Consider the following 13,853-nt stretch of genomic DNA (forward strand, 5'->3'; position numbering starts at 1 on the left):
CTTTTTTACTTCCAAAAAGTGTTTTAGGCATAAAAAAGGACACGCCACACATCATATGTTCGGCGTGTCCTAAATATTTACTTATTATGATAAGATTCAAAAATCCGATTCTTCCTACTATCCCATTTGCAATTGATGCTGCAAGGAAGCATATAAACCGTTTTGCTTCATTAAACCATCATGATCTCCTTGCTCCAAAATGGATCCATCCTTTATTACAAGAATCTGATCAGCATTTTCGATGGTTTTTAAACGATGTGCAATGACAAAACTTGTACGCCCCTGCATCAAATTCGTTAACCCTTTTTGGATATGCACTTCTGTCATGGTATCGACACTCGAAGTCGCTTCGTCCAGAATAAGGATATCAGGGTCTTCTAAAATAGCCCGAGCAATCGCGATTAGTTGGCGTTGGCCCTGGCTTAAATTCATCCCCCCTGAAACAAGAATGGTCTCATAACCTTCAGGTAAATACTTAATGAAGTTATGAGCATACGCAGTTTTCGCAGCATGTTCCACCTCTTCATCAGTAGCGGAAAGTTTACCATAACGAATGTTTTCCCTAACGGTGCCCGAAAATAAATACGTATCTTGCAGGACCACCCCAATATGATTTCTTAAGTTATCCATAGCATAGCGCTTGATGTTATGGCCATCTATTAATATTTCGCCGCTTGTTGCATCATAGAATCTGTTAAGCAGTTGAATTATTGATGTTTTACCTGAACCCGTAGGCCCTACAAAGGCTATTGTATCTCCGGCTTTTGCCCGGAATGTCACATTACGCAGTACGGGCTTGTTCGGTTGATAACAAAAATTGACATTTCGGAACTCCACATCCCCGTTATAACGGTTTTTAGCAACGGCATCTGGAACATCGGCTGCCTCACCTTGTTCATCAAGTATTTCAAATACACGTTCAGCACCAGCAATAGCCGACTGGAATGTATTGAAAAGGTTCGATAACTGGTTTATCGGCCGGAAAAATTGTCTGGTGTAGGTAACAAAGGAAGCAATAACCCCCACACTCACACCAAAATTTCCAATCGCCAGCAATGCTCCGACTCCTATCACCAAACCAATCCCCAGGTTGTTGATAAAGTTATTAATTGGTCCGAGGAATCCCGATGTTATATCGGCCTTTAGAGCAGATGCTCTCAATCTCTCATTCGCTTCTTTAAATTGGGAAACCGCCTGTTTTTCTTTCCCGAATAACGCCGTGATATGGGAATTGGATATTGTCTCCTCAATAAAACCATTTAAACTCCCCAAGTCCCTTTGTCTTTGGGAGAAGTTTTTACTGCTGCGTTTAATAATCTGCTTTGTGGACCAAATAATAATCGGAATAACTAGTAACGTGACAACTGCCAAAACCCAATTCAAATAAAACATCGCAATACCTGTCCCGACGACAGATAGCACAGTTGAAACGATTTGAATGATACTTTGTGATAAAGCGGCATTCAGATTCTCGATATCATTTGTCATCCTGCTCATTAGGTCGCCTTGCTGCCGCTTATCATAAACGGCTATCGGCAAAGATTGGAACTTCTCAAACAAATGCTGCCTAAGCTCCCGGATCGTTTTTTGCGAAACCCGAATCATCATAAAGATCTGCAACCATATGAATAATGCGGAGATAATATAGGTTCCAGCAAGCAGCAGAACCATTCTAATGGCTCCGTCAATATTAAACTTTAGTATATAGTCATCGATAATGATCCCGATTAGTAAAGGGCCTAATAAACTTAAAATCGTCGAAATAATTACAAAGAGAATCGAACTAATGATTCCAATTCGCTGATTTTTCAAATACGACCAAATACGTTTTAATGTTGCTTTTTGATTTTTTGCTTTTTCTGCCGGGCCGTTAAATCTTGGTCCTGGATGCCTGCCAATTGGTGGGGGGCCGGATGGTCTTCCTTGCGTTTTATTCATTTAGCGTCCCTCCTCTTACCAACTGTGTCGAAACGATTTCTTGGTAATGTTTACTGTCTCCCAGCAATTCTTCGTGCGTTCCTTGACCTACAATCACCCCGTCGTCCAAAACCAATATCCTGTCTGCATGACGAATCGAAGATATTTTGGAAGAGACAATAAACTTCGTACTTTCCTTGAAGTTTTCTTCAATTGCTCTTTGGATTCTTTTCTCCGAGATGCTATCCACGGCAGATGTAGTATCGTCCAAGATTAAGATAGCCGGCTTGCGGATAAAGGCACGGGCCATTGCCAGGCGCTGTTTTTGGCCACCTGATAAATTTGTGGCACCTTGGGTGATCATATGTTGTTCCCTGTTTTCCAGCTGTTCAACAAATTCCAATGCACAAGAAGATTCTAATGCCTCTATTAATTGGGGCAAGTTTGCTTCGTCGTTGCCGTATTTTACATTTTCTTCAATCGTTCTTGAAAATAAAGTGGCTTTTTGGGGAGTAAAACCGATTGCCGCTCTTAGAGTTTGCAAATCGTAGTCTTCAATAGGCCGACCATCAATCTTGATGCTTCCTTGGTCCGCCTGAAACATGCGGGGAATCAGTTTGACAATGGAAGACTTCCCACTCCCGGTCATTCCGATAATTCCGATTGTCTCCCCAGGTTCCGCTCTAAAAGAAATATTTTTTAAGACCGGTTCGTTGTTTTTGTTGTATGCAAAACTGACATCTTCAAATTCGACTTCACCTTTTATTGTTATCTTCAATGGATTTTCTATATTTGTAATTTCGGATTTTTCCTCAAGAACGGAAACGATGCGTTTGGCACTTGGTACTGCACGGGCAATTTGCATCAAAACGTTGGAAGAACTCATCAGCCCCCCCATAATCATCATTAAGTAGTTTATGAACGCTAAAATAACCCCTACGTCTATTGTGCTGCTTTCTATTTTAATCGCGCCCATCCAAAGAGCAGCAATAATCCCCATATTCACCACAAAGGCTGTTAACGGCATCAAAATACCGATAATTTGATCTGCCTGGATATTGCGCTTCATCAATGTTGCATTGACAGTCGTAAATTGCTCTATTTGGTGATCCTTACGGTTATAGGCCTTGATGACACGAATCCCCGCTAAATTTTCTTGCACTTTCGTATTTACAGCATCCACTGCCTCTTGCACTTTTAAAAAAAGGTTTCCGGATAGTTTTGTAAAAAAGAAAATCGAGAGCGCTAATATAGGAACCACCACTAATAAAATAGGGAACAATTCTCTGGCCGTAAAAAACACAATAATAATTGCCCCGATAAAAGTAAAAGGGCCACGTACGAATATTTTTAATAGCATTGTTAGCGCTCTTTGCAACATCTCTACATCGCTCGTGATGTTGGTGATTAATTTCCCTAGCGTAAAATGGTCTTTGTTGCTGTTTGAAAAGTATGTAATCGTTTCATATAAATCTTGGCGGATATCTGCAGCAAAATTTATGGCCGTCTTGGATGCATAGATGGAACAGCCTGCACCTCCCATTAGTCCGATGACCGCACTTAAAATCATAAGTCCAAACATCTGGATGACATACGAGGTATCTTCTTTTGCGATCCCATTGTCGATAATATGCTGCATAATCGTCGGCTGCACTAAATCCATTGCCACTTCCAGCACCATCATTAAAGGGGCGATAATGGCAAACGCCAAATAAGGTTTAATGTATTTTTTCAAGGATACTACGGCTTGCATGAACTACCTTCTTTCTCTTCCACTTAAAAACTAACTTAAATTTGTTCATAAGAGAACTAGTTATCTTCATCCCGCATTAATGTGATTTCTTCCAGCTCAAAGGCCGCTTTAAAATCATTCATGATCGATTCGGTCGCTTTTAGTTCTCCTGCGATCACTTGCTGAATCGATTGTAATTCCTGCGATTCCAATTGTTGCTTTAAAGTTTCCCTCTTTACTATGAGTTTTTCATAAAATGCCAGTGCTCTTCCACGCCTAAACGTTTTGGCACCCTGATGGCCTCTTCCGCCACGTCGATTTTTGCGTTCAACTTGGTTATCTCTCTTCATCTCATCGTTCAGCTCATTTATTTCATTTCCCATAAAAACACCACCTATTGTATACGATTGTATACATAAGTATACAAATTTACAACGCAAATTTACAATACTGCATTTAATAACGACCTTTTTCGGATGCGTCTATAAATACAAGCAGATAGAAATTCTCTATAATAGAGCTATTAAATAAACTAGAAAGAGGGTTGACCATGAAGTTACGAGTTTCCGCAGTTCAATATCATCTCCACACAATTGATGCATTTGAGGAATTTGCCCAGCAATGCGAGCACTATATTAAGGCTGCGCTTGAATTTGAAACGGAATTTATATTATTCCCCGAGTTTTTCACAACTCAATTACTATCCATTAAAGGGGCCGATGGAAAATCATTGACGATAAATGATCTTCCATCATTCACTGAACAGTACCGTGAATTATTCAGTCAACTTGCAATAATATACAACATCCACATTATTGCCGGAACACATGTGGTAAATGTGGATGGGAAGCTACGGAACACAGCCCATTTATTTTATCCGGATGGACGAATGGGTACTCAGGCAAAGCTCCACATTACACCAACTGAAGTTCATGAATGGAATATGTCTGCCGGGGAAGGTTTAGAGGTGTTCGAAACAGAGAAAGGCACGATTGCCATTCTGACTTGTTATGATATCGAGTTCCCTGAAATTGTCCGGATGGCGAAAGCCAAGGGGGCAGATATCATTTTCTGTCCTTCTTGTACAGATGATCGTCATGGGTTCCATCGTGTTCGCTACACAAGTCATGCCCGGGCAATTGAAAACCAAATTTATGTCGTGTTGACAGGTACGGTAGGTGCATTGCCGACCGTAGACTTCATGCGCGCAAATTTTGGCCAGGCTGCAATTATTACTCCAAATGATGTACCATTCCCACCCAAAGGGCTATTGGCTGAAGGAGAAATTAACGACGATATGTTGGTGACTGCAGATCTTGATATTGAACTACTTGAAAAAGTACGTGAGAAAGGTTCTGTCACTACTTGGAGGGACCGTCGGACAGATTTATATACGGATTGGAAATAAGGTCTATATATGAACTGCATGCGAGAAAGAGGTGGAACAATTGTACAGAAGTGAACAAATAGTATTCGATAAGGAAAAACCCCATCGTGTTATTGTCCGCAATTATACAAAAGATGATTTTGAACAATTGATTGATATTCAGAAAGAATGTTTTCCGCCCCCTTTCCCGTCTGAATTATGGTGGAACAACGAACAATTATTGAACCATGTCTCCCTATTTCCGCGAGGAGCTCTTTGTGTTGAGATCGATGGACAGGTTGCAAGTTCATTGACTGGCGTCTGCACTAATTTCAATCCAGCTCATCCGAATCACACATGGGAAGAAGCAACGGATAGTGGATATATCACAAATCATGACCCGAATGGAAATACACTGTACATTGTCGATATTAGTGTTCGACCAACATTTCGCTCTTTGGGGCTGGGCAAAATAATGATGCAGGCAATGTACCATGTTGTTGTTGAGATGCAATTGGATCGCCTTCTTGGTGGGGGGAGAATACCAGGCTACCATAAGCAGGCAGGAAATATGTCCGCTCAAAGGTATGTGGATAAAGTCGTTGCTGGTGAATTATACGATCCGGTCATTACATTTTTATTGAAATGTGGACGTTTGCCAATCGCGGTTGTGGAAAATTATTTAGAGGACGAAGAATCATTAAACTACGGAGTTTTAATGGAATGGAAGAATCCTTTTAAACTCCTATAATTATAACGGAGGCTACTCATGTACTGAGGGAGTCTCTATTTTTTTCTAGATCTACGATACTTTGAATCAATTGATTTATTTACTACTTCGTTAATTTACAACTATACAACTATAAAAAAATCATTGTTTAACAATAAGAACCTTACAACGCGATCTAAACTACATTTCACCTTAAAAAAGTTCACGTGTTTTTCAATTATAGATACATACTAAAACAAAAGAGTTACATGAAGAACTAAAAAAAAATTAAACAGCAACTAAGTACAAATGATAGTAGATTACTTTCTGAGAATCAGAGTAAAGAAAAGAACTTCACTGAATATCAGTTTTTAAAAGACGCGTATTAAATATTTCTTCTCTTTCTATATTCATTAGAAAACTGGTGAACTATATTAAATAGACTATTAACTTACTTTAACCTGAAAAAAAGAGTAAATAATAGTTAACATTCTCCCTGTTAGAAATTACTATAAATTACGATTTAAGAGAATTACAAATTATAGGAGGGATAAGAATGAGCAAGTTTGGTAAGTTATTTGCATTTAGTCTTGTGTTGCTAGTTGGAGTTTTATTAGGGTTTTCACAACCTACAGAAGCTTCGGAAGTTAAATCCTTTAAGGCCCCTGTAGGAAGTATCTTTGTTGAAATTCCTTATGACAAAAATAAAGTTGAATTAGAAAAAATTAATTCTACGGACCCAAATGTAGATCAAGTTAATGTCTACGACAAAGAAACTAATGAATTGATTACAGAAATCAAAGTCGAAGAAGAGCCACTAGTACAAACAAATGGTTTTAGTACTAACGCTACAACAAATAGTTATACACAAATGACGGTTACTCAATCAACAGGTACTAGTTATGGTAAAGCTTTTTTGAAGGCTAGATTAAATGTATACTCTTCTGGTTCTTTCCGTCAGATTAATGAAGTAAATACTACTTGGTGGGAAGCAAGTAGTGGAATGGCCTATTTAGAACAACAAAACTCAAGTGCTATCTCTACTACAGGGAAATACCCAACAACAAAAATAAATGTATCAGGTGCTGCAACACTTACTGCAGAGATTAGTAACGATTATACAGTTGGATTTGAAGCTGCTGGATTTAGCATATCTGGTGGTGCAAGTGGTACTTATTACGCGCGTAAAAATGTATCACATTCTTACACTTATTCTCTATATTAATAAAAATAAATACAGGAAGCTTAATTTTTCACCCCTCGGTGATTCCATTAGGAATTTTCGGGGGGTAAAAGCATTTCTAAATTAAGATATAGAGTGTATTCTAATTTATTTTAAATTCTTCATGGACTACTTTTAACTTTATCTTTAGAATCTAAAATAATTCATATTATTTAGATATTACTTTAAATACCAAACGAGGGGGCATACTATGAATAGAACCATTGGATTTTTTTTAAGCAGCTTGATATGTTTATTAGTATTAGTTGGATGTAGTGACAAAGAAGAAGATGTCGCTGGTGAGTTTCTTTTAGGAAATTTTGGCTTCACCCCTAATGAAAATGAAACTTACCATATCGTTGTACCAATTGAATGGACAGGTAAGGAGCCTGTTAACATAGTGTCATTAGAGTTAATAAAAGGCGAAGAAGAGCCAATTACTCTCGAAGAAGATGGTATTAGCTATGAATTTTTTGGAGCCGACCCTTTAAAAACAACAGGAATATATGGTGATTCAGATATTGGAGATTTAACAAATTTGAAAAACTTAGTAATCGATGGCGAAGGGAAGTTAGTGCTCAAACTTAAAACTTCAAAAGTACAGGCAGACAATGAACGCAGAGTAAAAATCAAATTTAGTATTAATAGCAAAGAAATAGAAAAAATCGTTAAATGGAAAACACTTGAACAATTAACTACGAAACAACAAGGAAATTAAGCCAAATGGCCATTTAAAAAATCACCAACTCAATTGAGTTATGGTGATTTTTTTTATTATGAAAAAGATAGAATATAATCTTTCTTTGCTATATCGAAATGTTTAAGTATTAGTTACAGCTGATACAATTTTTTGACCTTGTGATAGAAGGTATAGCACTGATCTTCTTTTGAAGATAGTTCCAAGAAGTTAAAGGTACTAATAATCTTCATGATAACTTCATTTCTATCTTGGCCGTCTATCATTTCTACTATCGCTGAGAAGTATTTGATCATAGCTTGTATATACATATTGTCCAGCACATCATTTTTTATTTTCTTCAATTCCACTAAGTAAAATTTAGCTCGCAATGTATCTTTAACTATTATAGTTTTTTCCAAAATATTAAATAACATTAATGCAATTTCATTTCTGTATCTTTTTAAATTTTTTAATAATAATAGTGTATTAATTGCACGCGAATAAACTGAGTCTATCAATTCAAGTGAATGAAAAGCGATAGTATTTGTAAATAAAGTAATTTCATAATATCCCCAAGTGTTACATCCCATAAGGTAGTCTCTAATTATAACTTGTTCATTTTCATTTTCATGATTGTCCTTTAGTTGGTCTATAAGCAGTAGAACTATTGCTTGGTAATGCCGGTATTTAACATTACCTGTGAATTCAAAATCTTTTTTAGCACCTTGCGCTATTTTACGCAATTCATCAATATTTTTATTATAATACGCTTCAGCGTATTGTTTAGTATACTGAAAGTCCTTATTTTCTGCTTTATAATAAAGCACTTCAAATTCCTCTAAAGTAATATTCAATGCCTCCAAAATTAAGAAGAACTTTTCAACAGAAGTATCGCTTAGGCCTTTTTCAAATTTTGCTATCGCAGGTCTAGTTAAAATATTTCTATAAACTTTATTGGAAGGGATATTTTTACTCATTCGTATCTCTTTTATCACTGTTCCGATTTGCACCAAAATACCTCCTAAATAAAGAGTTAACTATGATTAACATTCTACCGTATTTTACCTTTTATTTGAAATAATAGGAATATATTTAACTGATAGGAAAGGGGGTATTTAGAGATGCTAGAATTTATAATGTTTTTACAAACTTCCGTGCCAACAGATTTAATAACTTTAACTTGGGATATTATAGGATATTAAATTACTAGTTCAATATAAAGAACCTATAAAACATGATTCCTGGGTGAAAGCCGTTTTGGTGTAATAAATATTGCTAAACAAAAACATCCCCGTTTTTTCTTATATAATAAAAGTCAAATTCGGGGATGTTTATTTTTTATCTATTCTCTAGCCCATTACATTTTTCACATTTTCTTTGTGTGATTGATTCCATTAAAAACACTCCAAATTTTTTTTACTTAAAACAACAAACAAACACTTCTTTAAGCAAATGTTCTTGTTGGATTCATCTTCAAGATTCCCATCATGTTCCTTGATATGTATACTTAATGCACTAGCCAGGGCTAATGCAGCTTCCTTTTTTCCGCAATAAAAACAGGAAAGCCTTCCAATAAGTTAACACCTCCTTAATAAACAAACCACTCCTACAAACTTTGATTCTTTTTTAAATCCTCTTGCGCCATTCTAACAAGTTCCTTTACCATGCTGCCACCCAGTCGGCCCCCAACTTTTCCGGCTTGTTCCGAAGTGAGCTTCCCATTATAGCCTTCTTTTAATGGTACGCCTACTTCATCTGCAATTTCATATTTCGCTTGCTCGGGATCAGTTGTCCCGGCAACTTTTGCTTTTAGTAAATCCAGTCCTTGTCGTGCTTCGGGAATCAAAATTTTATTTCTCTTTCTTCTTGCCATAATCATTCCCCTCCTTTACATATATCATGTCCCAAAGCAGGCATAAGCATGTTTTAATATTAAAAGTATCCGACCAAAATCACTCTCTTCAATATAGGAAAAAATATACATTTTGTTCTCATTCATTATTAGAAGAAGGAATAGAAAATTTTTTTGTTGAATTAATAAAACAAGGAAGAAATTACTTTTTGATAACTTCCGAATTCAATAAAAGGAGCGGATGAAAAATGATTCAAAAACCGTTACAAGTCAGATTGATTCCTTACACTATTCAGTCGGTTGTAGAGAACACAAACGAAATACCAAAAGGGATTGAGTTAATACAGGCACCCGATATTTGGGAAGATAGTAATCAAGGTGAAGGCATTGTAATTGCAGTTATTGATACTGGTATTGAAACCGATCATCCCGACCTCCAAGATCAAATTATCGACGGAAGAAACTTCACTTCCGATTATGATGGCGATCCCAATATATTTGAGGATAACAATGGACATGGTACCCATGTATCAGGAACGATTGCTGCTAGCCTAAATAACGCGGGGGTTGTTGGGGTCGCCCCCAAAGCCAAAATCCTAAGTTTAAAAGCACTAACCGGGGAGGGGTCCGGTAATTACGAGTGGATTATCAATGCCATTAAATTTGCGACAGAGTGGCGTGGTCCCGACCAGGAACGAGTCCGCGTAATTTCAATGTCATTGGGTGGTCCTGAAGATGTTCCAGAAATGCATAAAGCTATTCAAAAAGCAGTTAGCCAAGGTATTTCCGTCGTAGTGGCTGCTGGAAACGAAGGGGATAATAGTGAAGACACTTTCGAGTATTCTTATCCTGGAAAATACAATGAAGTGATCCAAGTGGGAGCTGTTGATAATAATTTAACACTCGCTCCGTTTTCGAATACAAATGAAGAGATAGACTTGGTTGCCCCCGGAGTAGAAGTTGTCTCTACGTACTTGGGCAATAAATATGCTTCCCTGTCCGGCACTTCTATGGCAACTCCTCATATCGCCGGTGCTCTGGCACTTCTTATTGTTTTGAGCGAAAAAGAGTTTGGCCGTACTTTGAGCGAAGCAGAAATTTATGCCCAGCTTATTAAACGGACTTTACCAATCGGAAATCGTAAAAGTTCCGAAGGGAATGGTTTCCTGAACCTTAACCTAGTTGAAAGAATTCAAGAGATGATGACTGCGGCCCATTCTTAACATTAGTTCAAGTAGATTTCATTAAACTCAGATCTAAGTTAGAGCACACTTCTTGAGAAATTGTGCTCTAACTTAGTGTACTTTGTGGCTTTAAACTTAAGATTGCCTTCCCATATTGGAAATTATGACTTAGTCCATGACGAGTCCACCGTCAACTACTAGATTTTGCCCCGTAATCGCTCTTCCCCAAGGCGATGCAAAAAATAGGGCTACATCCGCCAGCTCCCGCGGTGTCGTTACTTTTTGCAGAGGTGTAGAGGATTCAATAATCTGGAATACTTCGGCAGATGTGACTTTACTTGCGTCAGTCTGTCTTAAAAGCCCCCCAGACATCATATTCACCGTTATCCCATAAGCACCTAGCTCCTTTGCCATATTGCGCGTTAAGCCTACTAATGCCGCTTTGGCTGTTGTATATTCATGATAGGCCACCACAGGATTTTGAAAAAGGTTGGTCCCAATATTGATAATCCGTCCAAAGCCAAGCTCTTTCATATCATCCAAGCAAGCTTGAACACTATTTAGTGCGCCCTGGATCGTCCCTTCAAATTGTTTTGCAAAATCCGCCCAGCTTAGTTCCGCTACATTTTTTTGAGTAACTGGATTAAATTCAAAATCAATTAACGCATTATTAACAATTGTGGTAATAGGGGTTTTAAAGTATTGTTTGGCCTCTTCAACCATCTTATGAACCTCCTGTGATTTGCGAATATCCGCTTGCAAGGCTATCGCCTTATCACCCAGTTCATTTGACAGGTTTTCCGCTTTATCTTGACTCTTATAGTAATTAATGATGACATTCGACCCTTCTTTTGCAAATGCCCGTGCCAGCTCTTCCCCGACTCCTCTGCTAGCACCTGTTATTAACACCGTTTGTTCACGTAATTCCATCATCATTTCTCCCCACTTAGTGCTCGTATTGTTTTATTTATATCTGAACTTTCACAAATGACGGAAATAACAGCTACTCCGTCCGCGCCAGCTGATCGAACTTCCGCTGCATTCTTTTCATTAATGCCACCAATCCCGACAATGGGAAATTGGGGGTACAGGCTTCTGGCTTTTTGTAAAAAGTTCACCCCTGCAGGTGGTTTTGCATTGCTTTTTGACTTCGTCTGATAAATCGGACCGATTCCAACATAATCTGCCCCACTTTTTACAGCATGGTGCAGCTCCTGTTCATCATGCACCGAAACCCCGATGATTTTGCCATTCGCCTGGGCGCGAAATTCAGTAATCGCCAAATCGTCCTGTCCAACATGAATCCCATCAGCATCCAGCTTCAATGCCAAGTCCACATCATCATTTACAATAAACGGAACATTATATGCCCTGCAAAGGTTTTGACATTCCTTCGCAAATGCCTCATAGGCTGCCCCCTTTAAACAGCCTTCTCCTTTTTCACGAATTTGGAAGCAAGTAATGCCTGCCTGTAGTGCTTTTTCAAGGGTTTCCAATGGTTGCTTGCTATTTGATGTCCCCATAATAAAATACACACTCAAGTCATTACGATTCATGGATAGCTACCTCACAATTCCCGCCTGCACGCTTATACGCAAAATGGTTTGTCGGACCATGACCATTACCAATCGATAAAGGGGTTGAAATCGCTAATTGGATAAATCTCTTCGCCTCAATTATTGCTGCTTCCACAGATAATCCTTTTGCTAAGTGGGCCGTGATTGCTGCTGAAAATGTACAACCTGTTCCATGCGTATCCTTTGTTTGCACACGTGGAGTTTTCATCGCGAAGTAACCATCTTCCCAATAAATTGCATCTACCGAAAATTCACCGTGTAAGTGACCACCTTTTATCACGACATACTGCACACCGAGGGCCAAAATTTTTTTCGCCGCTACCTCGATATCACTCTCACTATTAATTGCCATTCCCGTAATCACTTCCGCTTCAGGAATATTTGGTGTGCAGATGGTTGTAAGAGGAAGCAGCTTAGTTATTAATGCTGTAACTGCATCTTCCTTTAATAATCCTTCGCCGCCTTTAGCGATCATGACCGGGTCAACAACAAGGGGAATGTCTTGCATTTTCATGACATCCGCTACCGCCTCAATAATTTCTGCCGAATAAAGCATCCCCGTCTTAATGGCTCGTACATTGAAATCCGCCAGTACCGAGTCAATTTGTTGTTTCAGAAATGCCGGTGATACCTCAAAAATACCGTGTACACCAAGAGTGTTTTGGGCTGTTAAAGAAGTAATCGCCGTTGTACCAAAAACTCCAAGTTCTTGGAAGGTTTTAGTATCCGCCTGAATTCCCGCGCCCCCACCAGAATCGGAACCGGCAATAGTTAAAGCAATCATAAACGTCCCTCCGCTATCCTTTGTAGAGTGTTGATAAAATGAGCCGGAAACATCCCCAATTCTGTGCCGCTTTGTTCACTCGCTATTTTGTATTCTTTTAATGCAGATGCTAAATTCTGCAACGGTTTCTCGCTGCATGCCAGTACAGCCGCACAGATCGCGCTCAATAGACAACCTGTTCCTGTTATGTGTGTTGCATGGATATTGCCCCCCTGCACTTGCATAATCTCTTGTCCATCTGTCACAATGTCGGTTGCTCCTGTGACCACCACGATACATTCATACTTTCGTGCAACCTCTTTTGCTGCAGCGATGGTGTCCATTTCACCATTGCCACTATCGACACCACGGGATTCCCATGTAACACCATGGATTGAAGCAAGCTCTCCTTCATTACAGCGCAGCACATCAATACTTACCTGTTCAAGCAGTTGCATGACAACACTTTTTCGATAGGGTGTTGCTCCTACTCCCACAGGGTCCAATACAACCGGCACCTCGCACTCATTCGCCTTTCGCCCAGCAACAAGCATTGCATCATGGGTACGGGCATTCACCGTCCCAATATTTAATAACAATGCATTGGCTATCGCCACCATGGCTGCCGCATCTTCTGCTTCGTCCGCCATAACTGGTGAAGCACCAATGGCCAGTAGCCCATTTGCTGTAAAATTGGCCACGACATAGTTCGTTATACAGTGTACCAATGGTTTGGTTTGATTAATTTTCGCCAGCATATCGCTTCACCCCCGGGTTTCGCAGTCCGTTTCCGACTTCTATAAGCAATATCATGTTTCTTCCTCCTTATTATTGGAGAGCAAAAAAGCCTCT

14 protein-coding genes are annotated in these 13,853 nt (G+C 38.9%); 5 read left to right on the forward strand and 9 right to left on the reverse strand.

The window, feature by feature from the left end; translation table 11 throughout:
* Positions 1-117: 117 nt before the first annotated feature.
* Genes CD33_RS10610 through CD33_RS10620 form a run of 3 tightly spaced genes read right to left on the reverse strand, consistent with a single transcriptional unit; the run spans position 118 to position 4,032 of the window.
* Positions 118-1,938: an ABC transporter ATP-binding protein gene (locus CD33_RS10610; RefSeq protein ID WP_036200692.1), complete on the reverse strand. Its 1,821-nt coding sequence runs from the start codon at positions 1,936-1,938 to the stop codon at positions 118-120.
* Complete coding sequence (locus CD33_RS10615; RefSeq protein WP_036200693.1) at positions 1,931-3,670, reverse strand: ABC transporter ATP-binding protein; 1,740 nt, start codon at positions 3,668-3,670, stop codon at positions 1,931-1,933. The genes CD33_RS10610 and CD33_RS10615 overlap by 8 nt, the downstream gene beginning before the upstream one ends.
* 56 nt (positions 3,671-3,726) lie before the next feature.
* Positions 3,727-4,032 (reverse strand): 2-keto-3-deoxygluconate kinase, encoded by a 306-nt coding sequence (locus CD33_RS10620; protein ID WP_235863296.1) that lies wholly within the window; start codon positions 4,030-4,032, stop codon positions 3,727-3,729.
* 167 nt (positions 4,033-4,199) lie between these two features.
* On the opposite strand from CD33_RS10620, the gene CD33_RS10625 reads away from it, so the two are divergent.
* The 4 genes from CD33_RS10625 to CD33_RS10640 all read left to right on the forward strand — a co-directional run bounded on the left by CD33_RS10625 (position 4,200) and on the right by CD33_RS10640 (position 7,664).
* Positions 4,200-5,057, forward strand: coding sequence for a carbon-nitrogen hydrolase family protein (locus CD33_RS10625; RefSeq protein ID WP_036200695.1), 858 nt, complete (start codon positions 4,200-4,202; stop codon positions 5,055-5,057).
* Positions 5,058-5,097: 40 nt separating this feature from the next.
* A complete protein-coding gene (locus CD33_RS10630) occupies positions 5,098-5,766 on the forward strand; it encodes a GNAT family N-acetyltransferase (protein ID WP_036200696.1) in 669 nt (222 codons plus the stop codon).
* 514 nt (positions 5,767-6,280) lie between these two features.
* Entirely contained in the window at positions 6,281-6,949 is a 669-nt protein-coding gene (locus CD33_RS19465) for a hypothetical protein (protein WP_052130175.1), read from the forward strand.
* A gap of 208 nt (positions 6,950-7,157) precedes the next feature.
* Positions 7,158-7,664 (forward strand): hypothetical protein, encoded by a 507-nt coding sequence (locus tag CD33_RS10640; RefSeq protein WP_052130177.1) that lies wholly within the window; start codon positions 7,158-7,160, stop codon positions 7,662-7,664.
* Positions 7,665-7,777: 113 nt separating this feature from the next.
* Here CD33_RS10640 and CD33_RS10645 read toward each other — a convergent pair whose 3' ends face one another.
* Together CD33_RS10645 and CD33_RS10650 are read right to left on the reverse strand one after the other, a co-directional pair.
* Complete coding sequence (locus CD33_RS10645) at positions 7,778-8,635, reverse strand: helix-turn-helix domain-containing protein (protein WP_036200697.1); 858 nt, start codon at positions 8,633-8,635, stop codon at positions 7,778-7,780.
* Positions 8,636-9,231: 596 nt separating this feature from the next.
* Positions 9,232-9,498, reverse strand: coding sequence for an alpha/beta-type small acid-soluble spore protein (locus CD33_RS10650; RefSeq protein ID WP_036200698.1), 267 nt, complete (start codon positions 9,496-9,498; stop codon positions 9,232-9,234).
* Between the two features lie 227 nt (positions 9,499-9,725).
* Between CD33_RS10650 and CD33_RS10655 the strand changes: the two genes are divergently transcribed.
* Positions 9,726-10,700 (forward strand): S8 family peptidase, encoded by a 975-nt coding sequence (locus CD33_RS10655; protein ID WP_036200700.1) that lies wholly within the window; start codon positions 9,726-9,728, stop codon positions 10,698-10,700.
* Between the two features lie 129 nt (positions 10,701-10,829).
* Here the strand turns inward: CD33_RS10655 and CD33_RS10660 are convergent, their stop codons facing one another.
* Genes CD33_RS10660 through thiM form a run of 4 tightly spaced genes read right to left on the reverse strand, consistent with a single transcriptional unit; the run spans position 10,830 to position 13,759 of the window.
* Positions 10,830-11,591: a 3-oxoacyl-ACP reductase gene (locus CD33_RS10660; RefSeq protein WP_036200701.1), complete on the reverse strand. Its 762-nt coding sequence runs from the start codon at positions 11,589-11,591 to the stop codon at positions 10,830-10,832.
* A 2-nt stretch (positions 11,592-11,593) separates the two neighbouring features.
* Positions 11,594-12,217 carry a thiamine phosphate synthase gene (gene thiE / locus CD33_RS10665; protein ID WP_036200703.1) on the reverse strand — a complete coding sequence of 208 codons (624 nt, stop codon included), beginning with the start codon at positions 12,215-12,217 and terminating at the stop codon, positions 11,594-11,596.
* Complete coding sequence (thiD, locus tag CD33_RS10670) at positions 12,207-13,022, reverse strand: bifunctional hydroxymethylpyrimidine kinase/phosphomethylpyrimidine kinase (RefSeq protein ID WP_036200705.1); 816 nt, start codon at positions 13,020-13,022, stop codon at positions 12,207-12,209. Before thiD ends, thiE begins: the two co-directional genes overlap by 11 nt.
* Entirely contained in the window at positions 13,019-13,759 is a 741-nt protein-coding gene (thiM, locus tag CD33_RS10675; RefSeq protein WP_036200706.1) for a hydroxyethylthiazole kinase, read from the reverse strand. Before thiM ends, thiD begins: the two co-directional genes overlap by 4 nt.
* Positions 13,760-13,853 lie beyond the last annotated feature (94 nt).

The organism is Ureibacillus sinduriensis BLB-1 = JCM 15800, assembly GCF_000772955.1.
GTDB lineage: Bacteria > Bacillota > Bacilli > Bacillales_A > Planococcaceae > Ureibacillus > Ureibacillus sinduriensis.

Coding starts and splice junctions, on each gene's coding strand:
- CD33_RS10655 (WP_036200700.1), top strand. CDS start 9,726: ATGATTCAAAAACCGTTACAAGTCAGATTGATTCCTTACACTATTCAG.
- CD33_RS10610 (WP_036200692.1), bottom strand. CDS start 1,938: ATGAATAAAACGCAAGGAAGACCATCCGGCCCCCCACCAATTGGCAGG.
- thiD (WP_036200705.1), bottom strand. CDS start 13,022: ATGATTGCTTTAACTATTGCCGGTTCCGATTCTGGTGGGGGCGCGGGA.
- CD33_RS10620 (WP_235863296.1), bottom strand. CDS start 4,032: ATGGGAAATGAAATAAATGAGCTGAACGATGAGATGAAGAGAGATAAC.
- CD33_RS19465 (WP_052130175.1), top strand. CDS start 6,281: ATGAGCAAGTTTGGTAAGTTATTTGCATTTAGTCTTGTGTTGCTAGTT.
- CD33_RS10650 (WP_036200698.1), bottom strand. CDS start 9,498: ATGGCAAGAAGAAAGAGAAATAAAATTTTGATTCCCGAAGCACGACAA.
- CD33_RS10615 (WP_036200693.1), bottom strand. CDS start 3,670: ATGCAAGCCGTAGTATCCTTGAAAAAATACATTAAACCTTATTTGGCG.
- thiE (WP_036200703.1), bottom strand. CDS start 12,217: ATGAATCGTAATGACTTGAGTGTGTATTTTATTATGGGGACATCAAAT.
- thiM (WP_036200706.1), bottom strand. CDS start 13,759: ATGCTGGCGAAAATTAATCAAACCAAACCATTGGTACACTGTATAACG.
- CD33_RS10625 (WP_036200695.1), top strand. CDS start 4,200: ATGAAGTTACGAGTTTCCGCAGTTCAATATCATCTCCACACAATTGAT.
- CD33_RS10660 (WP_036200701.1), bottom strand. CDS start 11,591: ATGGAATTACGTGAACAAACGGTGTTAATAACAGGTGCTAGCAGAGGA.
- CD33_RS10640 (WP_052130177.1), top strand. CDS start 7,158: ATGAATAGAACCATTGGATTTTTTTTAAGCAGCTTGATATGTTTATTA.